General features: G+C 48.8%; 23 protein-coding genes and 1 pseudogene. 6 read left to right on the plus strand and 18 right to left on the minus strand.

Going from position 1 to position 21,389, the window contains the following annotated elements; translation table 11 throughout:
- Nucleotides 1–2: 2 nt before the first annotated feature.
- The 8 genes from AC0TWI_RS19280 to AC0TWI_RS19315 all read right to left on the minus strand — a co-directional run bounded on the left by AC0TWI_RS19280 (nucleotide 3) and on the right by AC0TWI_RS19315 (nucleotide 9,313).
- Complete coding sequence (locus tag AC0TWI_RS19280) at nucleotides 3–956, minus strand: AAA family ATPase (RefSeq protein ID WP_488127967.1); 954 nt, start codon at nucleotides 954–956, stop codon at nucleotides 3–5.
- A 187-nt stretch (nucleotides 957–1,143) separates the two neighbouring features.
- Nucleotides 1,144–1,971 carry an NAD(+) synthase gene (gene nadE, locus AC0TWI_RS19285; protein ID WP_488127968.1) on the minus strand — a complete coding sequence of 276 codons (828 nt, stop codon included), beginning with the start codon at nucleotides 1,969–1,971 and terminating at the stop codon, nucleotides 1,144–1,146.
- Between the two features lie 39 nt (nucleotides 1,972–2,010).
- Complete coding sequence (locus AC0TWI_RS19290) at nucleotides 2,011–3,474, minus strand: nicotinate phosphoribosyltransferase (RefSeq protein WP_488127969.1); 1,464 nt, start codon at nucleotides 3,472–3,474, stop codon at nucleotides 2,011–2,013.
- Between the two features lie 126 nt (nucleotides 3,475–3,600).
- A complete protein-coding gene (locus tag AC0TWI_RS19295) occupies nucleotides 3,601–4,149 on the minus strand; it encodes a cysteine hydrolase family protein (protein ID WP_488127970.1) in 549 nt (182 codons plus the stop codon).
- A gap of 114 nt (nucleotides 4,150–4,263) precedes the next feature.
- Nucleotides 4,264–4,908 carry a YIP1 family protein gene (locus tag AC0TWI_RS19300; RefSeq protein ID WP_488127971.1) on the minus strand — a complete coding sequence of 215 codons (645 nt, stop codon included), beginning with the start codon at nucleotides 4,906–4,908 and terminating at the stop codon, nucleotides 4,264–4,266.
- Nucleotides 4,909–4,914: 6 nt separating this feature from the next.
- Nucleotides 4,915–6,357 carry a vWA domain-containing protein gene (locus tag AC0TWI_RS19305; RefSeq protein WP_488127972.1) on the minus strand — a complete coding sequence of 481 codons (1,443 nt, stop codon included), beginning with the start codon at nucleotides 6,355–6,357 and terminating at the stop codon, nucleotides 4,915–4,917.
- 309 nt (nucleotides 6,358–6,666) lie between these two features.
- Nucleotides 6,667–7,686 carry a hypothetical protein gene (locus AC0TWI_RS19310; RefSeq protein WP_488127973.1) on the minus strand — a complete coding sequence of 340 codons (1,020 nt, stop codon included), beginning with the start codon at nucleotides 7,684–7,686 and terminating at the stop codon, nucleotides 6,667–6,669.
- Nucleotides 7,687–7,708: 22 nt separating this feature from the next.
- Complete coding sequence (locus AC0TWI_RS19315) at nucleotides 7,709–9,313, minus strand: YqiA/YcfP family alpha/beta fold hydrolase (protein ID WP_488127974.1); 1,605 nt, start codon at nucleotides 9,311–9,313, stop codon at nucleotides 7,709–7,711.
- A 277-nt stretch (nucleotides 9,314–9,590) separates the two neighbouring features.
- Here AC0TWI_RS19315 and AC0TWI_RS19320 point away from each other — a divergent pair, with 277 nt between their 5' ends.
- A complete protein-coding gene (locus AC0TWI_RS19320; protein ID WP_488127975.1) occupies nucleotides 9,591–9,863 on the plus strand; it encodes a DUF2188 domain-containing protein in 273 nt (90 codons plus the stop codon).
- 47 nt (nucleotides 9,864–9,910) lie between these two features.
- Here AC0TWI_RS19320 and AC0TWI_RS19325 read toward each other — a convergent pair whose 3' ends face one another.
- The 5 genes from AC0TWI_RS19325 to AC0TWI_RS19345 all read right to left on the minus strand — a co-directional run bounded on the left by AC0TWI_RS19325 (nucleotide 9,911) and on the right by AC0TWI_RS19345 (nucleotide 13,924).
- Nucleotides 9,911–10,102 (minus strand): DUF4025 domain-containing protein, encoded by a 192-nt coding sequence (locus AC0TWI_RS19325; protein ID WP_488127976.1) that lies wholly within the window; start codon nucleotides 10,100–10,102, stop codon nucleotides 9,911–9,913.
- A gap of 38 nt (nucleotides 10,103–10,140) precedes the next feature.
- Nucleotides 10,141–11,049, minus strand: coding sequence for a YIEGIA domain-containing protein (locus AC0TWI_RS19330; protein WP_488127977.1), 909 nt, complete (start codon nucleotides 11,047–11,049; stop codon nucleotides 10,141–10,143).
- Between the two features lie 9 nt (nucleotides 11,050–11,058).
- Nucleotides 11,059–11,274 carry a capping complex subunit for YIEGIA gene (locus AC0TWI_RS19335; RefSeq protein ID WP_488127978.1) on the minus strand — a complete coding sequence of 72 codons (216 nt, stop codon included), beginning with the start codon at nucleotides 11,272–11,274 and terminating at the stop codon, nucleotides 11,059–11,061.
- Complete coding sequence (locus AC0TWI_RS19340; protein ID WP_488127979.1) at nucleotides 11,274–12,029, minus strand: TraR/DksA C4-type zinc finger protein; 756 nt, start codon at nucleotides 12,027–12,029, stop codon at nucleotides 11,274–11,276. Before AC0TWI_RS19340 ends, AC0TWI_RS19335 begins: the two co-directional genes overlap by 1 nt.
- A gap of 434 nt (nucleotides 12,030–12,463) precedes the next feature.
- Nucleotides 12,464–13,924 carry an APC family permease gene (locus AC0TWI_RS19345; protein WP_488127980.1) on the minus strand — a complete coding sequence of 487 codons (1,461 nt, stop codon included), beginning with the start codon at nucleotides 13,922–13,924 and terminating at the stop codon, nucleotides 12,464–12,466.
- A gap of 260 nt (nucleotides 13,925–14,184) precedes the next feature.
- On the opposite strand from AC0TWI_RS19345, the gene AC0TWI_RS19350 reads away from it, so the two are divergent.
- A complete protein-coding gene (locus AC0TWI_RS19350; protein WP_488127981.1) occupies nucleotides 14,185–14,802 on the plus strand; it encodes a YitT family protein in 618 nt (205 codons plus the stop codon).
- 96 nt (nucleotides 14,803–14,898) lie between these two features.
- Here AC0TWI_RS19350 and cysC read toward each other — a convergent pair.
- Nucleotides 14,899–15,497 (minus strand): annotated as a pseudogene (cysC, locus tag AC0TWI_RS19355) (adenylyl-sulfate kinase).
- A 12-nt stretch (nucleotides 15,498–15,509) separates the two neighbouring features.
- Complete coding sequence (sat, locus tag AC0TWI_RS19360) at nucleotides 15,510–16,658, minus strand: sulfate adenylyltransferase (RefSeq protein WP_488127982.1); 1,149 nt, start codon at nucleotides 16,656–16,658, stop codon at nucleotides 15,510–15,512.
- On the opposite strand from sat, the gene AC0TWI_RS19365 reads away from it, so the two are divergent.
- A complete protein-coding gene (locus AC0TWI_RS19365; protein ID WP_488127983.1) occupies nucleotides 16,590–16,748 on the plus strand; it encodes a hypothetical protein in 159 nt (52 codons plus the stop codon). The two genes, sat and AC0TWI_RS19365, sit on opposite strands and share 69 nt — an antisense overlap.
- On the opposite strand, the gene AC0TWI_RS19370 is transcribed toward AC0TWI_RS19365, so the two are convergent.
- Genes AC0TWI_RS19370 through AC0TWI_RS19380 form a run of 3 tightly spaced genes read right to left on the minus strand, consistent with a single transcriptional unit; the run spans nucleotide 16,678 to nucleotide 18,687 of the window.
- On the minus strand, nucleotides 16,678–17,400 hold the full coding sequence (locus tag AC0TWI_RS19370) for a phosphoadenylyl-sulfate reductase (RefSeq protein WP_488127984.1): 723 nt from the start codon (nucleotides 17,398–17,400) through the stop codon (nucleotides 16,678–16,680). The genes AC0TWI_RS19365 and AC0TWI_RS19370 overlap by 71 nt on opposite strands.
- 4 nt (nucleotides 17,401–17,404) lie before the next feature.
- The gene (locus AC0TWI_RS19375) at nucleotides 17,405–17,932 is read right to left on the minus strand and encodes a histidine phosphatase family protein (RefSeq protein WP_488127985.1); all 528 of its coding nucleotides are present in this window, start codon (nucleotides 17,930–17,932) and stop codon (nucleotides 17,405–17,407) included.
- Nucleotides 17,914–18,687: a phosphosulfolactate synthase gene (locus AC0TWI_RS19380; protein ID WP_488127986.1), complete on the minus strand. Its 774-nt coding sequence runs from the start codon at nucleotides 18,685–18,687 to the stop codon at nucleotides 17,914–17,916. The genes AC0TWI_RS19375 and AC0TWI_RS19380 overlap by 19 nt, the downstream gene beginning before the upstream one ends.
- Before the next feature lie 198 nt (nucleotides 18,688–18,885).
- Between AC0TWI_RS19380 and AC0TWI_RS19385 the strand changes: the two genes are divergently transcribed.
- From AC0TWI_RS19385 to AC0TWI_RS19395, 3 genes are all read left to right on the plus strand, one after another.
- On the plus strand, nucleotides 18,886–20,130 hold the full coding sequence (locus AC0TWI_RS19385) for an MFS transporter (RefSeq protein WP_488127987.1): 1,245 nt from the start codon (nucleotides 18,886–18,888) through the stop codon (nucleotides 20,128–20,130).
- Nucleotides 20,131–20,143: 13 nt separating this feature from the next.
- Entirely contained in the window at nucleotides 20,144–20,431 is a 288-nt protein-coding gene (locus tag AC0TWI_RS19390; protein WP_488127988.1) for a hypothetical protein, read from the plus strand.
- A 107-nt stretch (nucleotides 20,432–20,538) separates the two neighbouring features.
- Nucleotides 20,539–21,300: a sulfite exporter TauE/SafE family protein gene (locus AC0TWI_RS19395; RefSeq protein WP_488127989.1), complete on the plus strand. Its 762-nt coding sequence runs from the start codon at nucleotides 20,539–20,541 to the stop codon at nucleotides 21,298–21,300.
- Nucleotides 21,301–21,389: the final 89 nt, after the last annotated feature.

A 21,389-nucleotide genomic window follows, 5' to 3' on the forward strand; every position in this document is an offset into this window, starting at 1 on the left:
GCTTATCTCACAGCCCTTTTGACGGGTACATGGACTTTTTCCAAAATACTCGCAATGATTTTTTCGGGGGTCTGCCCTTCGTATTTTGCCTCAGATGTCAGAATCAGCCTGTGGCCAAAGACAAACGGCACAAGATATTGGATGTCATCCGGCAGCACGTAATCGCGCCCCGACATGAAGGCAAGTGCTTGCGAGGCCTTCATTAGGGCCAAAGATGCACGCGGACTTGCACCTAGATAGACGCGCCGGTTATTCCGGGTCTCGTTCGCCAGTTCGACTATATAATATTTCAGCGCTTCTTCAACATATACTTCCTTCACTGAAGCCTGCAGCACTCTCAATTCCTCAAGAGAGATGGCGGGCTCAAGCTCATCGATCGGGGCGATTCTCTGGGCACGCGATAATACCTCTACCTCTTCATCCGCAGCCGGATACCCCATTCTCATCTTCAGCAGGAAGCGGTCCAGCTGCGCCTCCGGAAGCGGATAGGTCCCTTCATATTCGATCGGATTCTGCGTCGCCATGACAAAAAACGGCTTCTCTAAATTCAGTGTCACACCGTCAATCGTGACGCTTTTCTCCTCCATCCCTTCAAGCAATGCGGACTGCGTCTTCGGCGAGGTCCGGTTGATTTCATCCGCCAAAATAATATTGCCGACAATCGGGCCTGGCCGGAATGTGAACTCCATTTCTTTCGGGTTGTATATGGAAACGCCGAGTACATCGGACGGCAAAAGATCGGGAGTGAATTGAATTCTTTTAAAAGACGCATTGACGGACTTCGCCAGTGCCCGCACCATCATCGTTTTGCCGACGCCCGGCACATCCTCAAGCAAGACATGTCCTTCAGCGAGCAGGGCAACGAGGCTTAATTTGGCCACTTCGGCTTTTCCGATCATGACTTTTTCTATATTTTTAATAATGCTTTGCAATTGCTGCTGCATTCGATCATTCATTATTGACGACACCTGCCATTCACTGTTTTCTCTATTTTACATATTTTCTGTCAAAAAAGCGATGTCCTGACAAATACTTTTCCTCTTAAATCTCCATTATAGGATATGGCGGCGTGTTTCGTCAGTATTTTTCCCAAAGAAAAAACGGAAGATCCAGCCAGATCATCCGGCTGGATCTTCCGTTCTCTTATTTCCAAAAGTCATCAAAAATTGAAATCGGCATATGGCGCTTGTGGGCGGACTTGCGGTAAAGCGCCTCAATGGTATTCTTCGCTGTTTCGCTGACATCCTTGCCCTCGAGGAAGTCGTCGATTTCTTCATAGCTGACACCGAGCGCCACCTCGTCCGGCAGCATCGGGCGGTCTTCCTCAAGATCGGCGGTCGGGATTTTCGTATACAGATGTTCCGGACAGCCGAGCTCCTTCAGCATTTCTCTGCCCTGCCGCTTGTTCAGCCGGTAGATCGGCACAAGGTCGGAGCCGCCGTCCCCGTATTTTGTAAAAAATCCTGTCAGGTTCTCAGCAGCCTGGTCGGTGCCGAGAACAACACAATTGTATTTTGCTGCAATGCTGTACTGGGCTTTCATCCGCTCACGTGCCTTTTCATTGCCCTTTGTGAAGTCGGAAATGTCAACGCCCGCTTCTGCAAGTGCCTGTTCGGAAGCATCGACTGCCCGCTTGATATTCACTTCGAAAACCTTGCTTGGCTTGATAAAGTCGATCGCATCATCGACATCCTTCGCATCAGCCTGCTTTCCATAAGGAAGGCGGACAGCGATGAACTGATACTTTTTAATATCGCGTCCTTCGTTCAGCTCATCGACTGCCATCTGTGCCAGTTTTCCGACCAGTGTCGAATCCTGCCCTCCAGAAATCCCCAAAACAAAACCGTTGAAAAAACTATATTTCTCCACATATTCCTTCATGAAATCGATGCTCTTGCGAATTTCTTCTTTCGGATCGATCTTTGGCTGGACCTTTAGCTCTTCAATAATTTCCCGCTGAAGTTTATCCATGCTGATTCCTCCATTCAAAGACTGGTTCCGGCTCAGCCGTCACTTTTTCATCAAAGCGACCTTTTCCCGGACCTGTTCGATGTTTCTCATTTTATTGTCCCAGCATTTTTGGCTGAGGTCGACCGGATACTCTTCGGGATTAAGCGAGCGTTTGTACTCTTCCCAGAGGAGATTCAGCCGTTCATCGGCGTATGTCTGGACTTCCGAGAGTTCCGGAAGTTCGTAGACGAATTCTCCGTTCTCAAAAATCGGATGGAGCAGATTTTCCGCCGTGAAGTCGGTGACAAATTTTGAAATGAATGTATGAACGGGATGGAACATCTTCAGCCGTTCCTCTTCTTCCGGCTTCTCATCCCAGAGGGCAATATAATCCCCCTCTGATTTATGATTTAACCGATTAATGATACGGTAAACCTTTTTCCGCCCCGGTGTCGTCACTTTGTCGGCATTGCTTGAGATTTTAATCGTATCCTGCATGACCCCTTGATCATCTTCGATTGAAACGAGCTTGTAAACTGCACCGAGAGCCGGCTGGTCAAAAGCAGTGATCAGCTTTGTCCCCACTCCCCATGAATCGATTTTTGCCCCCTGGGATTTCAAGTGGAGGATTGTGTATTCATCCAGATCGCTTGAGGCATAAATTTTCGCATCCGTGAACCCCGCCTCGTCCAGCATCTTCCGCGCTTCCTTCGATAAAAACGCCATGTCTCCGCTGTCAAGCCGGATTCCTTTAAAGTTGATTTTGCTGCCGAACTCCTTCGCTACCTTGATCGCGTTTGGCACTCCTGACCGCAGCGTATCATATGTATCTACAAGGAAGACACAATCCTTATGGCTTTCCGCATATTTTTTGAACGCTGTGTAGTCGTCCCGGTAAGCTTGGACCATCGAATGGGCGTGTGTGCCGGAAACAGGCATACCGAACATCTTGCCAGCGCGGACGTTGCTTGTCCCGTTGAAGCCGCCGATATATGCCGCTCGTGTTCCCCACAGGGCAGCATCCATCTCTTGCGCCCGCCGGGTACCGAACTCGAGCAGCAGCTCATCCCCGACCGTATGCTTGATCCGGGAAGCCTTTGTCGCAATTAATGTTTGGTAATTCACAATGTTCAGCAGAGCCGTTTCAATCAGCTGTGCTTCTGCCAGGGTCGCCTCCACCTGCATGATCGGCTCATTGCCAAAAACGACTTCGCCCTCGCGCATTGCCCTGATCGTTCCGGTGAAGCGCAGCTCCCGCAAATAGTCGATATATTCTTTTTCATAGCCGACTTCGTGCTCCAAATAATCAAGATCACTTTCGGAAAAACCGAAGTCCTTCATATATTGCACCGCCCGCTCAAGCCCGGCAAAAATCGCATAGCCATTGGCGAATGGAAGCTTGCGGAAGTACAGATCAAAGATCGCCTTACGGTTATGTAGTCCATCATCCCAGTATGTCTTTACCATATTGATTTGATATAAATCGGTATGAAGCATCAGGCTGTCATCATTGTAACGGCTCATGAACATTCTCTCCTCCAGAAAAACGGTTTCTGTTACCAGTATAGTTTCCAATGCCCCATCGGACAAATAATTGGCAGAAAAAATCAAGGCGCGTCCCTTTCTTAGGGTGCGCCCGGTTGTGATAGACTATACGACGCTAGCACCGAGCGTGTTGGCAAAATGCCCGAGTGCCCAATCGTGTCCGTCCTGATTGAAGCTCGCCACTGCGTCTTTATGGATGACGATGTCGAACCCTTTGTTGTATGCATCCACAGCAGTATGAAGAACGCATATATCCGTGCAAACTCCACAAATATGCAGCTCTGTTATGCCCCGCTCGCGCAGCATGATTTCAAGATTAGTCCCTGCAAAAGCGCTGTACCTTGTCTTATTCATATAGTAGACATTCGAGTCGTCCCGATGCTCACTGAACAAGGTTTCCAGCGCTCCGTATAAGTCAATCCCGTCTGTTCCGGCAATGTTATGGGGCGGGAACAGCTTGCTTTCCGGGTGATACGGATCCCCTTCTTCATGGCGATCGATCGCAAAAACAACAAATTCCCCATCTTTGATAAACCGCTCAGTCAACGCGACAATTGCGCGCTCAATCTCCTGTCCGGGTTTCCCGCACGTAAGCTTTCCATCCTCGGCCACAAAATCAACGGTATAATCGACATTGATCAATGCTTTTTTCATCGCCAATCCCCCATTTCAATAGATAAAAGAAGAAAGAGAACAAGCATGTTGTCCTCTTTCCATGTTGTCCTCTTTCATCATACCATCAAATGTATTGCTCCAGCTCCTGTAAACTTATGCGATCGCCAACACGACAACCACAAGCAAAATGATCGCCACGATAAAAATGATTGCAGGGATCAGCAGGGTGAGAATCGACTTTCCGATTGAAAAACGGTGGACTTCCGAGACCGCCGCCACCGTGATAATGATCGCCCAGACGGCAAGCACAGATTCCACGATACCGCTAAAGAGATACAGGCCCCAACCGCCTAAACCGATCAACGGAGAACCATCTTCCGTAAACAGGTATTCACCTTGGATTGCGTAGTCCGGGATCCAAAGCACCAAAGTGCATACGATCGGAATGTAGGAATAGGCAAGCGCTCTTCTTACTTCCGGCATCGTTCCCTGTCCGCCGAGCTTTTTCCCTGTAAATTGGATGATAGCGCTGGACAGATACCACATGACCAAGCCGGCAATTGGTCCGATGATCAGGCTCGCCAGTACGATGCCGCCGATCGAAGTCGTTTCTCCGAGATTCATCATATAGGCGCGGTCAAGTACATTTGAGACCCCGAACAACATCGCCAATATCATGACGATAGAGCCTGGCCTCTGCTCTATTACATGGCGGATGGTTTTTTTCGGCTTCGCCCAGATGGAGAGCCATGGATTCATTTTATCGGGTTGCTGTGTTTCCATTGCGATTTCTGTCATTTTGCATTACCACCATACATTTTTTTCATTTTCTTCTCTCTCTTTCTTCTTCTTTTTCTTTTCCTCTTCTGCTGCATCAGTGTTTCTTTCAAACTGGGCATTGATTTCACGGATCATATCAAAATATTTGGTGTCATTGAGCTTTTTCAGCTGCCAGCTGAAAGTATCGAGCATTTCATTGACATTGTTGAAATGATCATTCATCTTTTTGTACAGATAATGGAACGATTCCTCGCTGATATGGCCGCTCGAGCGCAGTGCTTCCAGTGCATGCGATGTATTTTTCATCTGGTCTGCGTTGGAATAACTCCAGTCATTCGTAATATTGAGGACCTCCATCATTCTGTCGGAATGCGTCTGGTTGGCAATTTGGGACGCTTCCTGGAGCCATTCTTCCCATTCGGCCGCCATTGCCTGTGTTTTGTTCATTTCCCATTCCAGTTCCGCCTGGCTTTTAGCGTCATGATACGTTCCATTTGCCGCCTTCGCGACTTCAGTGAGCTGCTTTTGGCCTTCGGAATCGACATCGAAACCGATAACGTGGATCAGCGGTTCAATTCCCGATTCTGCTATCGATTTTGCAGCAGTAACAGGATCGCCCTCGCAGGTCTCGATTCCGTCACTGACAAGGAAAATGATATTTGTGTTGGTTTCCGCCGGATACTCGGCAAAGTCCGACATGGCCGCTTTAAGCGCACTGCCAATCGGAGTCCAGCCCGCAGGCTCGAAACTGTTCAACGCCTGCATAAAAGACTGCTGCTGATACTGGCCCATCCCGTATGCCATTTCGGTCGTTCCGCAAGAAAGCTGCTTATCCGCTTCCGAGCCGCTTCCTTTATGCCCGTATACACGGAGGCCGACATTTGCATTTTTCGGCAGCCGCTCCATAAAGTCGGCAATTACCTTTTTCGCCACGTCCATCCTTGTAACATTGTCCATTTTTGACCGCATGCTGCCACTCGCATCCAAGATGATTTCGACGTTGAAATTTTCCTTGAATTGAAAGCCGCCCCCATCCGGACCGCCGAAATTGATATCATCCCAATTGTCCAGCAGGTCGGCAGGCGAACGATATTTCTCTGCAAAGTAGCTGTAAATGACATTGTAATAGGCATCCAGTTTCTCTTTATCGGCTTCCCCTTCCAGCTTCGGTAATCTCGTCAGATCCTCCATCACTTTATCGGCTTTCGCTTCGATGTCGACGGAAGCGAAACGGCCGGCAGGATAGGTGACAATATCTTTAATGTTCTCTGGAGCGGCAGGAGCCTCAAGTATGTCCTCCCAACCAATTGGTTGTTCCTTTTCCGTTTCCTGCTCTTTAGCCCCGGCCGGGTTTTCTTCCGGTACGCTTGCCCGGTTCAGCAGATTGGGATCCAGTTCATAGCCGCAGCCTGCAAGGGCCAGCGCGGTCAGCATGAGCGGAATTATATATGCTATCAGCCGCTTCATTATTGGGACATCTCCCCCCTCGTATGGCAAACTTTTCAATTTATTATACTATATGCCCCCTGGAAAACCTCTCGATCCTAAGCGAAACGCAACCTTATGACTAGAAAACGATGGACCTGCTTCATGTAAGGGCAAAACACTGACCGAAACCCACCTCAAAAAAGGGAAGTATTACCCAAAACTTTCCTCCTTCCTCCCCGCTTTTTTCTAGGCATTTACGCAAAAAAGGGACTTTGGACCGTAGCTATTTTAAGAATTTTTTCGAAAAAAAGAAGCATTCCCTGCTTATTAGGGCTGCTTCTTCTCCCGTTATCTCAATTTCTTCTCCAGATCCTTCCAAGTTGTACTCTCTCTGAAGTCCTGTCCGCCGATTCTAAGGGAATATTGCTCGTAGTCGCTGAATTCACTGCTGACGCGGATGTCGCTTCCCTTTTCCTCAAGCAAGCGCTCTTCATAAAAGACGATCCCGAACTGGATCTGTTCCACACCTTGCTCCTTGATGGCATTAATAATGGTCATCACATTTTTCAACTTTTCCTCTTTGTTTGCCTCGTTCATGTCCTCAAACAGATAAATGGAAAGCTTGTGATCGTATCCTTCTGGATGGTCTTCCCGCAATTGCTTGTACGTAGGCATGTTGAGCGGATCGGTCTCTCCCAGCACCTCATCCGTAACATAGGTACTCGACCGGTACTGCCAAATTTGTGGAAATTCTCTTTTGACTATCGGCTCAATGATCGTGTCGAATTCATCAGCCCAGACTCGCTGCATATAGAAATCCTTCATCTCGTCCTTTGCTTCATTATAATAAACCGGAAACTCCACTTGCCCGTCCTTATCCAATTCAGCAGTCATGCGATATTCCCTGCTTTGAGAATCGAACTCAACTGCACTAATTTGGGCATCCTGCTTGTATTTATCCGCTAAATAGGATATTGCTTTTTCTTTCATTTTGCTCTTCTCCGTCTCTGTCGCTTTCGGGTACATTTTTGCGTGTACGAACGGTTGGACGACAAAACTATAAGGCAGGAGCGTCAGGGATAACGTGAGAGCGAGCGCCAGGCCGACTTCAAACGATGCTTTCCTTGCCGAAAGAAACCCTTGCTTTTCTGCTCCCTTTTTCACTTTCCGGTTCGCTGTCAAACCAGCCCCAAAAGCTGCTCCTACCCGCAGAAGCAATAGCGGAAGCGTGATGCCGGCTCTATCAAAATAGAAAAATAAAATCCCAAAACCGATCAGCACGATTCCCCTGATCCGCTGTTTGGCAAACATTTGGCCAAGCCCCGGAAACAGAAGAGATAACAAGATCGCAACAATCATTTTGCCCATGTCGCTCCTCCTTTCAAACAGTCTAGTCTCCGTCCCATTGCAGATTTCCTTCTTTAAGATACACTTCAAAATTCTCCACAAGATGGCAAGGAGTACCGTTAAAGATATCGGCCAACGCTTTCCCTACCTTGACCGGCTGCCAATGTTTCGGATTCAGACCGCGCCAATGTTCCTTCACGGTATACCCTTTTTCTCCGTCCTTCGGGTATATGACGGTCTTCCCTGTATGAATGCCGATATTGCCGATGCCGTCCTTTTCGTGTATATGATTGATTACAAGATCGTCGTATTTCCCCCTGGCGTTATGCATGGCTATCAGCGGAGCGTAATTATTGTCTTTCCCACCGAGCGGAAGCACTTGTGCGCCTGGTCCGTTGAATGCAATGGTCGGAATTTTATGCTGTCTACCCATCTGCTGGGCAATATAACCGCCAAGCGATTCACCTGTTAGCGCAAGCTGTGCGTCCGGATATTTATTGATGACTTTTCTCAGGAGATCATTCGCTTCGCTCGTTTGCTTTACCGAAGAGCCGAAAACAAGCTGGCCATCAGCAGTGAAATCCCTCAGCATGTCATAATCCGGCTCGGTTCCGCGGAAAGCGACCACGACGGTATTCGTTTCTGCATGATAGAACGTTTTTGCACTGAACCCGGACACGCCTGACACAGAATCCTCTTCCATTTCAATAAAACCCGGAAGCTGTTCATCAAGTGGCGGAATTTCGCCTTTTCCCGATTTCTCATATCGGCTGTCATTCTCATAATAACTGAATCTTGCCATTTTCATCAAATCGCCATCCTCGATTTTCACATCTTCAAGTGTTCCATGCGGACGATGTGAAGGCCGCAAGTCGACTGAATGGAAAATCGCATTGATTTTAGATTTGATTTTTACATCTTGTTTATCATATTTCTTTTCTAAAAATGACTTGATCCCTTGGCCTAACTTCTTTTGATAGTACTGAATCCCACCAAATGTAAACCGAGTTGAGCTGTTGATGCTTTTACTGATTTGGGATTTAACCGTCTCCAAGCTTCTGGCGGTTAGTTGGTGAAAGTCATTGTGCATAGCCCGTAGAGCAGACGACCCTGCTTTCGGCATGCCCAGCTTTTCAAGTGTACCGGATCCTAATATACGATCTACGATGGCGTACCTCGCTTTTTCAACCCCTTTTAACAGACCAAAGCTAGAGCTGTTGGCCCCTTGTAGGAAGCGATCCAGCTTATGCCGCTGGTAATCAGCCAGTTTTCCGGCTTTATCGACCGAAAAGTCAACAATTGAGTTGGTGATGTCCTTCTTTTTTTTCGTGACAAAGTCAACTGCATCCAGCAGACCTTTGCCAATTGTATCCCAGATCGTGTCTTTCTTTTTTTCTGCTTTCTCCGACGGCTCTTCCGACATTTCCGTCTGGTCTTTCTCATGCTTGTCCCATTCGTCCAGCTGCTCTTCATCCGGCTCCCGTTGTTCGGTTTCCAAATCCTCAAGCTTCCATTCAGGGATATTCCATGTCGGTATTTCCCATGCTGGAATGTCCCAGGCCGCTGCCCGGGTCATAAATACCGCAGGCAGCGCCAATAAGAGCGTCAGAATCAGCACGAACAAAAGGGTTATCCGACTTTTGCCCACAGGATGGATCACTCCCTCCACGATAAATTCGGCCATGAACTTTACCTGTGTTGAATCGACAGATGGTCTTGGTGGAGGGAGGCATCAGGCAGGTCTGCTGGTAGAGAAGGACGCCGTTCATGAAGTTGCCAATTCACAAAATATTCACATATCCCTAGTTTACATGCTTTCCCCGCAGGTGAATATTGAGCTTTCGTCCCGTGTGAAAAGTAACAGTGTTTTTCATGGAAAGGATGGGGGTAAAGCTAGAGAAACAACTTGAAGAGGAGGAAAAACAATGGCAGACAAAGACGGACGCACAGAAGGAAGAGAAGGGTATTTCGATGACAGGGCGGGAACCGAGGACGCAAGATTCCACGTCGTCCCCCACGGTGACAACGAATGGGCTGTAAAGAAAGAAGGCATTGACGAGCCTGAGTTCACAACGGATTCCAAAAACGAGGCTGTTGAGGAAGCGAAAAAACTGGCAAAGGATGCTGAAACGATGGCCTATATCCATAACGACGAAGGCCGTATCGAAACGCAGCATAATTACCGTTCCGAAGGCTAAACAAGGACAGGCCGGGAAGCTTAACCGCTTCCCGGCCTGTTTTGATATTATTTTTGAAGTTTTTTCCCTTCACCGTCAATCGTTCCGCCGATCGTCCCCTCCATATATACATCGCTAACCTGTTCATGGGTTTCAGCCAGTCCTGAAGATACGGTATCCTGCTTGTCATAATCGCTTGGGTGATAATGCCTCCCTGCAATCTCCATACTTTCGCGGTACTCTTTATTTTCCTTGCTCATCATTATCCCTCCAACATTGTGTAGTATCCATAGGCTGCTCATGATTCCGTTAAATGTGTTTCCTTTACCCTCTTTGTCTTCTTCGTACTCTCCAGCAACGGTGTTTTTTGCACGGCAAGAATGAGACGGTCCAAATCCCGGATTATCGGAACAAGCGTGATTACAACCCGGCCGTTATCAAAATCCCGGCGGATAAACTGCTGCCGCTTGAGGCCAATTGCCCGTGTCGCCTCAAATAACGCAGCCTGCCTCTGCCCGAAGTGATCAAGTAAGATGCTGAACTGCCTTTCCCGCGGATAAATAACGACGGCAAGCCCCTCTTCCCTATATCTCTTGACCGCATCATCCGTTCCCAGTAAGTGGCTGATGAAGATTCCATCCACATACAGATCGGTTTCCCGGATCTCAATCTTTCCTTGTTTGACGTCGGCAATATCCCCGATCGTCTTCCCTTTCGAAAACCGCTTTAACAGATAGAAGGTGATCGCTCCCACTGCAAGTCCAGCAACGACATTGATCCACTCAACATCTGCACTTACTGCCTGCATCGCGATTGCTGTCAGAAGAGCGACCAAAAAGGAAAGATAATTCCTTGCTTCGAACGTTTTTGAAATGCCATCGATATAAGCTGTGCCACGAAAGGTGTATTCGGTCTTCTCCAGGTTTTTTAAGCTTTCGTCCTCCACTTTCCGTACATCGCGGAATTGCTGCAGTGCCAAGGACAGAAAAGTGACGGCGACGAAGTTTTTAGTCATCAAGGCTGGGATAGCGACCGCTCCAAGGGCCGCTGCGACAAAACCGGTCACAAAATGAATCAAATAGCCGTTCGGGTAGCTCGGGTACTGGCGATAATCCGCCTTGATCGTCAGCATTCTTGCCGCAGTCCCCGCTGCGGTCGCCGTCACGATCATTACGATATGGGGATAGGAAATCCAATCCGCTTCCATAATACCCCCTCACCCTTGGCCAACCTGAATGATCAGGTAATCTTTATTCTTCAGTCTGACGGCATCGGCTTTTAGTACTGTTGCCAGTTCTCCAGTCATTTCTTTTAGCTCCGCCTCATCAGACGCCTTGAAAAAAAGCGGCGCTCCTGAGATTTTCCGATCCGGGTTTGCGGTTAAGTAGGCCAAGATTTTATAGCCTTGGTCGACGCTTGCCTCTCTCGCCACTATTCTTCCTCCACATACGGGTCTTTCTCAGAAGGCGGGAGGTCGCCGAATTGGGTCATGATCCCTTCGTCATCTAGCGCCTGGACGTATTCCGCATATTGCGGATTGGGATAGACAGTCACATTTTTCCCATACATATCATTGCCGACAAAATTTTCAAAGTCCTGGATATAGCCGATGTTTTCCTCATACTCCACATAAGTGTCGTTGTAGCTGAGGGGAGGGTCGTAAAAGTCGGACGGCGATTCCGAAGTTCCCCACTCTGCGACTGCCTGCCAGGAATCTTCTGCATCAAACCCGACATTTTCATTTTTTTCATCCATATCAAATTTGCCAAAAGGCGGCGACAGCACCTCTTCTTCGACAGGACGATTTTTCGGGATCGTCTTGTCTTTCGTGTGCTCGACGCAATACAGAGTAGTCGGAATCGCCTCAAGCCGCTCAAGAGGAATGTCTTTGCCGCATTCGAGGCAGACCCCATACTCCCCCTTGTCCATTGCTTCTATTGCCTTTTCTATATTTTCAAGCTGGTAATCCATGTGCTGGTGGAGAGCAATGTCCTTTTGCCGCTCAAATAATTCTGTCCCTTCATCAGCGGGGTGATTGTCAAAGGTCGACAGTTCTCCGAGAGATTCACGGTAATGCGCCTGATCCAGGTCAAAATCATCGTTTTGCTTCTGTCTTTCCTCAATTTCCTTCCTCATGCCAATGATTTCAGAGCGGAAGCGAGCGAGTTGTTTTTCATCTAACGCCATGATTTATCCTTCCTTCCAACCTCCTGATTTCTCCCTTAGTATGAGGTTTTCAGGTCAGAACCATGTTTCATAAATTTTTCCGGGTAAATTGGGTGGGGCGGGCTAAGATTAGGGATTGGGAATGGCTCTATGTAACCTTCGCGAGGGCTTGGACTTCTGACGGACAAATTGGGGACTTCTATGTTACCCTCGCGAAGATATCGCGCTTCCTTCGGGCACATAGACGGCTTCTATGCGACCCTCATAAGGGCCTCGAGCTTACGTCGGGCACATGGGGGAGCTCCCATGTTATCCCCGCACGCAAAAACGACTCGTGAAGGACACTTTAGCGGAGCCACCAAAATCCAGCCACCGCTCTTGCTTCAAGTAACATAGCCATTTTACCGCTTCAATATGCAAAAGGGCCGGCCGTTACGGCCAGCCCCAAACAACTTTTACAGCTGCATCGCTTCCTGTTGTTTCATTTTTCTCTTGGTTTTCTTTTCTTTTGGTTTTTCGTTCAAGATATAGTAATCAAGCTCTTCTTTCGGGATTGCGGAAAATTCCTTCCTATTCATGATGAAGAAAATTCCACCAAGGAGCGTCCAGATGACGAGTGCGATCATGGATGGCAGGCTAAGCTGCGCCGGTGATCCCGGAACAAGAAGCAATCCTACAAAAACAATGCCGAATACGCTGCCGAGCAGTGCTGTTATTTTTTTCAACAGTGTCGCTTCCGGATCGTTTTTCATCAGCTTATACGCCGTGATGCAAGTGTAGAAATACGCGATTGTCACGCCTATTGATGCCATGTCGACAACCCACATCAAAGCGGATCGGCCGAACCATGGGGCAGTCAGGCAGACCGCACAGGTAAAGAGGACTCCGACGTACGGCGTTCCATATTTCGGGTGGATTTTCGCAAACACGGATGGCAGGATTTTCGCGCGGGCCATCGCAAACAGCAGCCTGCTTGATGATACATAGAAACCATTTAAACCTGTGAAAACTCCCATCGTTAGAGAAACTGCAAGCATCAGCATGCCAATAATGCCGAGGGTGCCAGAAACGACTTCCCCAGTGCCCCAGACCGGATTGCCGCTTACAAGTTGTCGCCACGGCACGGCTAAGGAGGTAACAACAATCATCAGCCCATAAAGAGCAGCAGCGAAAACGAGGGACCAGATGATTAGGCCGAATGCTTTTTTCGGGGAAAAAGCGAACTCCTCAGCAGCCTGCGGTATGTTGTCAAAGCCGACGAACGCCCAAGGTGCAATGGCAACAATTGCGAGGATGCCGCTGATGGCCGGTATGCCCGGTTTGAAGAGTGGATTCAGATTGGAAAAATCCGTCGCGGGATTCAGCATCATGCTGATTGCCAGGAGTACAACACCCCCTACGAGGATGACACAAAAGATAAATTGCAGCTGTCCCGACATTTGAGAGCCTTTTATATTGAAATAAGCAAAAACGATCAGAGCTAGACTGGAAATTAGAATCTCACCTGCGTAGACATTCCATCCGGAAAATTGGTACAGATGGCCAAATTCTACGACCGAAGGCATTGTGAATTTAAACATTAAGGAAAAAGCAGAGGCGTTCAAGGCAACGATGCTAATATAGCCAAGGGCGAGAAACCAGCCGCATATGTAAGCATGCTTTGTGCCGAACCCTTTATACGCATACGCAAATTCTCCGCCGGAAACCGGATGTTTTTCTATCATGTACCCGTAACTGACCGCAATCACCATCATCAGCAAAGCACCAATGACCAGTCCGAGCATCGCGCCGAGCGGGCCGGCCGTCTGCAACCAATCAGCCGGTAAAATGAAGCAGCCCCAGCCGATTGCAGAGCCAAGGGCGATTGCCCATACCCAATGCGGTTTAAATGTCTTGTCCAATTTCTCTCTCTTCATGCTCTTCGCCTCCGCTGTTAAAAAGATAGTGAATGTATACCCACCAAGCAACCGGCCTAACCCTGCTAACATAAACACCCAGGCTTGGACATAAAATTAAAAGCGGAAGGGCCTGCCAGGGATGGTATGCACAAGAGAACAAAGAAGAAGGCGCTTTTCCCTCTTTGATGGCATCCCGGCGGGATCGGTAAAAGCGGAAGGGATTACGGCCCAGTGGCCCATACAGAGCAGAGGAGGAAGATCATGAGGGAGCAGGACGGATGAAAAAATGGCTGTTTACGTATTTCTGTTTGTTGTCAGGGGCTGTTTTGCAAGGGATGGCAATGTCTATTTTTCTTTTTCCTCATTCAATTCCTTCTGGCGGGGCTGCGGGTCTGGCGCTTTTAATGAATCATTGGTTCGGGCTGCAGCTCGGTTTTTCCCTCTGGCTCGCCAACGCGGTATTCCTTCTGTTTGCCCTCAAGTATTTTGGTTATACGTGGACATTCCGAACGATCTTGTCCGTCGCCATTACTTCCATGACCGTCAGTTTTCTGACCGCCCGGCTGCAGCTTCCCCATGTTAATATTTTGTTTGATATGATGGCGGGAAGCATTTTATTCGGCATCGGGGTCGGCATCCTGATTCGAGCAGGCGCTTCAAGCGGCGGGATGGTCATCCCTGCGCTGATGATTTCCACTTATAAAAAGTGGAGCCCGGGAAAAGTGATGATGGTGATCAATCTGCTCATTTTTTCGGTTACAGCCGCCGTTATCGATTATAAAATTGTCGTATTTGCAGTCGTGTGCCAATTTTTCTCCACCAATCTCATTGACTACCTATACGAATTGAACTTCAGGAGATTGCTTTGGACATCTGCGAATTGGAGACGGATGTAAGTGCCAAAAGGGACAGCAGGGTCGGTCCCTGGACAGGTGGAAAATGGGCGAAATGCGGGAACTGCCCCCCTTTTCCAGGATACAAAAAAGAGACCCTCAAAGGATCTCCTTTTCCTCCAAAAACCGAATGACCTCCATTGCAGCCTGCTCCAGCTCCATTCTGTCTGTTCCTATGACAAGCTCTGGATCGAGGGGTTGCTCATATGGGGAGGAAATGCCTGTGAATTCGGGGATTTTGCCTTCCCTTGCCTTCTTGTACAGGCCTTTCGGGTCACGCTGCTCACAGATGCGAGCGGGCAATCAAGGTATACTTCGATAAATTCTTGGTCCTTGAACATTTTCCTCACCTGCTCGCGGTTTTCCCGGAAAGGTGAGATGAAGGCAGTCAAAACGATTTGCCCGCTGTCGACAAACAGCTTTGCAACCTCTCCGATTCTTCGGATATTCTCCGTCCGATCCGCCGCTCCAAATCCCAAGTCACTGTTCAGTCCGTGGCGGATGTTGTCGCCGTCGAGTACATAACTTCTGCAGTTCCGTTCATGCAAAATACGGTCAATTGTATTTGCTAGCGTTGATTTCCCTGAACCCGACAGCCCTGTGAACCAGACGACGCAGCTTTTATGCCCGTTCATCCTTTGCCTTTCTGCCTTTTCTACAGTCCCTTCATGCCATACGATCCATTTATCCTTTCCCATCCATTACACCCTTTAATAATTGATAACTTCCGCACTCATTCCTTCAATCAGCACCTCGACCACTTCGGGGCGGCTGAATTCCACAGGCGGCTTTTCCCCATTCTGCAGCATTTCCCTCACTTTTGTTCCTGACAAAATAACACGATCTTCCTCACCGTGCGGGCATGTTTTTGATGAGGCCATGTTTCCGCAAGCGGTACAGTAAAAGCTATGTTCAAAAAACATTGGCTGGATTCCCAGCTCCCCCTCGGCAAACTGACTGAAAATCTTTTGGGCATCGTATGTGCCATAGTAATTTCCGACACCTGCATGATCCCTTCCAACAATGAAATGGGTACAGCCATAGTTCTTCCTGACGATGGCATGGAAAATCGCCTCCCTCGGCCCGGCATAGCGCATCGCCGCCGGGAAGACCGACAAAAATACACGGTCCTTCGGATAATAGCGCTCAAGCAGAATCTCATAGCTCTTCATCCGCACTCCACTCGGGATGTCGTCACTCTTCGTCTCTCCGACGAGCGGATTCAAAAACAAACCGTCGACTGTCTCCATCGCCGTTTTCTGGATGTATTCATGGGCGCGGTGAACTGGATTCCGTGTCTGAAATCCGACAACGGTCTCCCAACCAAGCAGGCTGAATGTTTCCCTCGTCTGAACCGGGTCCAAATAATATTCTGCGAAGGCCGTTTTCTCCGGCTTTTTCAGGAGAGTGACCGGTCCCGCAAGATAAATATCCGGTCTCTCCAGCAATTTTTTCACACCCGGGTGTTGAAGATCTTCCGTTCCGTATACCAGTTCAGCTTCCGTCCGCTTATCGGGTTCGTAAATTTCTTCAACCTTCATTTCTCCATAGATGACTCCGTTATGTGAGAGGTTGACTTTTTCGCCGAGGTCGACCCGAGCCGCATCGTCTTCCTGGACAGCAAGCGTGATCGGAATCGACCAAGGCAGGCCGCTCGCCAACCTCATCCTGTTAACAACCTGTTCGTAGTCGTCTTCTCCCATAAACCCTTCTAGTGGACTGTATGCGCCTGTGGCAATCAGTTCAAGATCAGATAGCTCTTGCCGGCCGATTTCAATCTTTTGCAGGCTGTGGTCGATGGTGCGGTTTTCTTCGATTCTTCTGATCAACTTTCCGCCATGCGGAATGCTTTTGCTCACTTATATCCCTCCAAAGTGCTTAATTCTCCCGCCCTGCCGGGTGCAGACCGCATTCGGTTTTTATCGAGCCTTGCCAGCGGCCAGCCCTGAGGTCGCCCGCATCCTGTGCCGGCAACGTGCACGGAGCGCAGCCGATGCTTGGGTAGCCTTTGTCATAAAGCCTGTTGTACGGCAGCTTGTGAAGCGCGGTATAGGTCTGGATATCATCCCAGGTCCAGTGGATCAGCGGACAAATTTTCACGTTACTGAATTTTTCATCAGGGCTGATGAACGGTGTATTTTTCCGTGATAGAGACTGTTCTCTCCGCAGCCCTGTAATCCATGCCTTTGTCCCTTGAAGTGCGTTTTGAAGCGGTAGCACTTTCCGGATATGGCAGCAAAGATTTGGCGTGCTCTTCCACAGTTCTTCTCCATGCTTTTCTGACTGCTCCTCAAGCGTCAGCTCCGGCTTTACCATTTGGATGCGCAGTCCCGGATACCGTTCCTTTACCTCTTCAATCAATGCATATGTTTCCGGGAAATGGAGGCCCGTATCGAGAAACACGATTTTCGCTGTCTTCTCCGCCTTGCTGATCAAGTCGACCAGCACCATGCTTTCCGTACCGAAACTGCATGCATAGACGATCTCTTCCCCGTACTCCTTGAAGGCCCATTTTAAAATCGCCATCTCATCAGGACACGCCTGCAAAACGGCTTCGGCCTTTTCCTCATTCCAGTTTTCGTATGTCAGTCCCGGTGTCATCTACTCACCTCTTGAGCCGGATATATTCGTTGTTTCCGACCGTTATTCTATTCATCCCCCGGGCATCGCCGTGCCGGTGTATCGAGAGCATCGCTCGAATCCAGGCACCGTGCCCGAAAACAAGCACACTCCCGAAGCGTCCATATTTTTCAAAAAACCGATAGATTCTTTCCTCGAGACCATGGATGCTTTCACCAAGCATAAGCTCTCGGGGATTGTCGATCCATGCGTTTCCCAGACTTTGCAGGAGCTCCAATTTCGTCCTTCCTTCAAACGTGCCAAAATCAAGTTCATCAAGGAGCGGCTCCTCACGCGGTTCAAATCCATAAAGTCCGGCCGTCTCTTTCGTCCGCCGAAGCGTGCTGGCCAGAACGAGATCAAAGGGCTGCTCCGCCTCAAGCTTTTGCTTGTTCTCGGATATCTCTTCATATAGAGCATCGGTAATTGGACAAACCGGGATGTCCTGCCTCCCTTGCAGCCGCCCTTCCACGTTCCACACAGTCGGCAAATGCCTTATAAAAACTGCACGCATTCCGCTTCTGCCTTCAGATGAAAGGTCTCGGACCGCAGTCCCCGCCTCTGCGTCTCCAAAATCAAGACGTCTTGAAGCTTTACATTGCCCAGATTGACGTTCGGGCCCAATTCATTAATAAAATACATTTGGTGCTTCGGCGTCGGGGCCTCAAAGATAATTTTTCTGCTGTCAATATCAGCCAGCAGCCCGGATACCAGACCTGCTTTGATCTCCCCGTTCTTTTGATAGATCCCCGATGTTCCGGAATCCCTGCCCTCTGTGATGACATAAGAGCATCCTGCATCAAGCAGCTGCTCCATTTCATTTTTCCATTCAGAAACCGGCATTTCTTTATCCGCGTCCTTGGATCCAACTTCAGCAATCACATGAAAGTGATCCTTCAACTCGGCAATGACTTTGAGTCTTTCTTCAAGCGGAATATCGAGCGTCCCGTTCGAGACCTCCACCCACTCTACGCCCACCTCTTGTAAAAAAACGGCGTATTCGGCGATCTTCTTCTGTTGATAACATTTTTCAAATAAAGTTCCGCCACAATACGGGATGATTCCAAAGGATTTGTAAAGGGCTGTTTTTTCTTTCAGATTTGGCGTTACATAAGCCGTTCCGATGCCGATTTTGGCAATATCGATCAGCGAATGGTAATCCCGCAAAATATGTTCCAACTCACCGACCGGTGTCCCGAAATCCACGATGGATGTAATTCCGTATGTCCGGTCCCCCGCCGTCCTTTCCGGCAGCTGCAAAAAGTCCATAGGTAAAGCGCCTCCTCCTTTTTCTAGGATAGACTATTCATTTTCTGGGTGAATGTGTTAATGATTGCACGGCCGATTATGATTTAGGCATCCGCCCTGCATAAAATCAACTATGCATCAAATAATAAAGAAGCGAATTCAAGATGAAAGGCCCCTTATCAACGGGCTTTATCCATTGGAACATGGGAGGGACACTCTTTGCCAAAGGTTAAAAGAAAAGGGCTGACGATACTGACGATCGGTTCAATTCCGCTCATTCTCGTACTTGGGAACTCCATGCTCATTCCGGTTCTTCCCAAGATGAAGGCGGAACTTGATGTATCCCAATTTAAAGTCAGCCTGATTATTACGGTATTTTCCATTGCAGCGGCCATATCCATTCCGATTCTCGGGTATTTATCAGACCGTTTTTCACGAAAAGCGATCATTATTCCGGCCCTCATCTTATACGGGAGCGGCGGGCTGTTGGCCGGCGCAGCGGCTGCCTGGTTTGACAGCGCATATACATGGATTCTTGCCGGAAGGATCATGCAGGGGATTGGAGCAGCAGGAACGGCACCAATTGCCATGGCACTGACGGGAGATTTGTTCAAGGGCGCCGAGCAGAGCAAGGTGCTTGGCCTTGTCGAAGCATCCAACGGCATGGGCAAAGTGATCAGTCCCATCATCGGCTCCCTGCTCGCTCTGATCATCTGGTATGCCGCCTTTTTTGCCTTTCCGATCTTCTGTGCAGTTTCCGTCCTGTTGACGATCCTTTTCATTAAGGAAGGCAAAAAAGAGAAGGAGCCGCCGCCGGTGGGAGACTATGTAAAGGGGCTCGCCTCCGTCTTCCGGACAGAAGGACGGTGGCTGTTTGTTGCTTATCTCGCAGGGGCCACATGCCTGTTCACTCTTTTCGGCATTTTGTTTTATATATCGGACATTTTGGAGAAGGATCACAAAATCGACGGCATCCTCAAAGGGGCCATCCTGGCGATCCCGCTCTTGTTCATGACGCTGACATCCTATATAACAGGGGCAAATATCGGCAAAAATATGAGGCTGATGAAAAGGCTGATCGTCCTTGGGCTTTTTCTCATGACCGCTTCCTTTGCCTCCCTCGTCTTTTTTGAAAAACTCTTGCCATTTTTTGCGACGCTTGTCGTCAGCAGTATTGGCACGGGGCTCGCTCTTCCATGCATTAACAGCTTCATCACAGGATCCGTTGCTTCGGCAAGAAGGGGCTTTGTCACTTCCTTGTATGGATCCGTCCGGTTTCTTGGCGTAGCGATCGGGCCGCCCGTTTTCACCGCCTTAATGGAATGGTCCCGTACCGGCATGTTTCTGGCCAATGCCGGATTGACGCTGGTGGTTGCCTTCCTTTGCATCGCACTGATTCGAGTGGCTAAAAAAGAACCGACAAAAGGGCAAGACACGTTATTTAAAAAATTGACCTTCACATAAGGAGAGAATTGGCATGCAAATTTATTTTTCCCCCGAGGTTCTCACTCCTGAATACCAGGTGATGAATGTAGTGGATCCTAAGCACAAAGCGGTTGGAAATGTCGCTTTTTTGTTTAGCGAAACAAAGATCTATATTTATGGAATCCTTGAGGAAGAAGGTGTTGAGGCGGATTTCAAGGACCTTGTCCTGCCCTATGTTAAAGGGCTGGCAAAGGCGAACCCGAAAGCGGATATCCTTTCCTGCCTCTACGTAGGTTGCAAAAAAATCGACTATGGCGGTGAAGAAGAAGAAGAAGAATAAAGAGGCAAAAAAACATTTCATCTGAGAATGCAGGCTTCAGCGGAACATTCCCGTTTCCCCATTCATAGCATTATCAAAAGATACTGTTAGTCTGGGGAGTGCAGAACATGAGCATTGGCATGATTGTTATGGGGCTGTTCGTCGGATTCCTCGTCGGCCTCACAGGTGTGGGCGGCGCGGCGCTGCTGACGCCTGTCCTCGTCTTGATCGGCATCAGCCCGTCTGTTGCGGTCGGCACCGATCTTCTTTATAACTCGATCACGAAATTTTTCGGTTCCATTCAGCATTGGCGGCAAAAGACAATCAATTTTACATTGGTAAAATACTTGGCAATCGGAAGCATTCCGAGCGCCATCGTCGCTGTCGGCGTTCTCCGCCTTTTCGATACGTTTTTCAATAATCAGGAAGACATTATCAAGCATGCCCTCGGCTATGCCCTGATTCTAGTCGCCCTCGCCACATTGGTGAAAACATTCTACAGGCATAAGACCGAAACAAAAATTCAGGCGAAGCCGCTAAGCGAAAAACGCGGCTTAACGATTGCCATTGGGGCAATATTAGGTTTTATCGTCGGCCTCACATCTATCGGCTCCGGATCGTTATTTGCCCTTGCGATGCTCCACTTGTACCGGCTCCGTGCTGCAGAACTAGTCGGCACGGACATTGCCCATGCTTTTTTCCTGGCCAGCGCAGCAGGATTGATGCACGCAGGATTCGGCCATATCAACTACATGATCGTCATCAATCTCCTGCTCGGCTCCATTCCGGGAGTCATCATCGGAAGCACACTTTCCTCAAAACTCCCTGCCCGGCCACTTCGTGCAATCATGGCCCTCGTCATCCTGATCAGCGGAATAAAGCTGATATAGAAAGGAAAAGCAGAGGGCGATTGATCAGGGGCGACAAGCGCTGGAGAAAAAGCATGGGTGGGTGATTTTCAACCCACCTGTGCTTTTTC

It is taken from the genome of Lederbergia sp. B243.17 (genome assembly GCF_057657925.1).

What these genes read in the sequence shown, in the direction of transcription:
- AC0TWI_RS19380 (WP_488127986.1), bottom strand. Translation starts at nt 18,687, where the DNA reads ATGGACTTTTTGCAGCTGCCGGAAAGGACGGCGGGGGACCGGACATAC.
- AC0TWI_RS19290 (WP_488127969.1), bottom strand. Translation starts at nt 3,474, where the DNA reads ATGAGCCGTTACAATGATGACAGCCTGATGCTTCATACCGATTTATAT.
- AC0TWI_RS19390 (WP_488127988.1), top strand. Translation starts at nt 20,144, where the DNA reads ATGCAAATTTATTTTTCCCCCGAGGTTCTCACTCCTGAATACCAGGTG.
- AC0TWI_RS19305 (WP_488127972.1), bottom strand. Translation starts at nt 6,357, where the DNA reads ATGAAGCGGCTGATAGCATATATAATTCCGCTCATGCTGACCGCGCTG.
- AC0TWI_RS19345 (WP_488127980.1), bottom strand. Translation starts at nt 13,924, where the DNA reads ATGAAGAGAGAGAAATTGGACAAGACATTTAAACCGCATTGGGTATGG.
- AC0TWI_RS19295 (WP_488127970.1), bottom strand. Translation starts at nt 4,149, where the DNA reads ATGAAAAAAGCATTGATCAATGTCGATTATACCGTTGATTTTGTGGCC.
- AC0TWI_RS19340 (WP_488127979.1), bottom strand. Translation starts at nt 12,029, where the DNA reads ATGGCGTTAGATGAAAAACAACTCGCTCGCTTCCGCTCTGAAATCATT.
- AC0TWI_RS19375 (WP_488127985.1), bottom strand. Translation starts at nt 17,932, where the DNA reads ATGCGTGCAGTTTTTATAAGGCATTTGCCGACTGTGTGGAACGTGGAA.
- nadE (WP_488127968.1), bottom strand. Translation starts at nt 1,971, where the DNA reads ATGGATAAACTTCAGCGGGAAATTATTGAAGAGCTAAAGGTCCAGCCA.
- AC0TWI_RS19320 (WP_488127975.1), top strand. Translation starts at nt 9,591, where the DNA reads ATGGCAGACAAAGACGGACGCACAGAAGGAAGAGAAGGGTATTTCGAT.
- AC0TWI_RS19300 (WP_488127971.1), bottom strand. Translation starts at nt 4,908, where the DNA reads ATGACAGAAATCGCAATGGAAACACAGCAACCCGATAAAATGAATCCA.
- AC0TWI_RS19370 (WP_488127984.1), bottom strand. Translation starts at nt 17,400, where the DNA reads ATGACACCGGGACTGACATACGAAAACTGGAATGAGGAAAAGGCCGAA.
- AC0TWI_RS19330 (WP_488127977.1), bottom strand. Translation starts at nt 11,049, where the DNA reads ATGGAAGCGGATTGGATTTCCTATCCCCATATCGTAATGATCGTGACG.
- AC0TWI_RS19395 (WP_488127989.1), top strand. Translation starts at nt 20,539, where the DNA reads ATGAGCATTGGCATGATTGTTATGGGGCTGTTCGTCGGATTCCTCGTC.
- AC0TWI_RS19350 (WP_488127981.1), top strand. Translation starts at nt 14,185, where the DNA reads ATGAAAAAATGGCTGTTTACGTATTTCTGTTTGTTGTCAGGGGCTGTT.
- AC0TWI_RS19280 (WP_488127967.1), bottom strand. Translation starts at nt 956, where the DNA reads ATGAATGATCGAATGCAGCAGCAATTGCAAAGCATTATTAAAAATATA.
- AC0TWI_RS19310 (WP_488127973.1), bottom strand. Translation starts at nt 7,686, where the DNA reads ATGGGCAAAATGATTGTTGCGATCTTGTTATCTCTTCTGTTTCCGGGG.
- AC0TWI_RS19325 (WP_488127976.1), bottom strand. Translation starts at nt 10,102, where the DNA reads ATGAGCAAGGAAAATAAAGAGTACCGCGAAAGTATGGAGATTGCAGGG.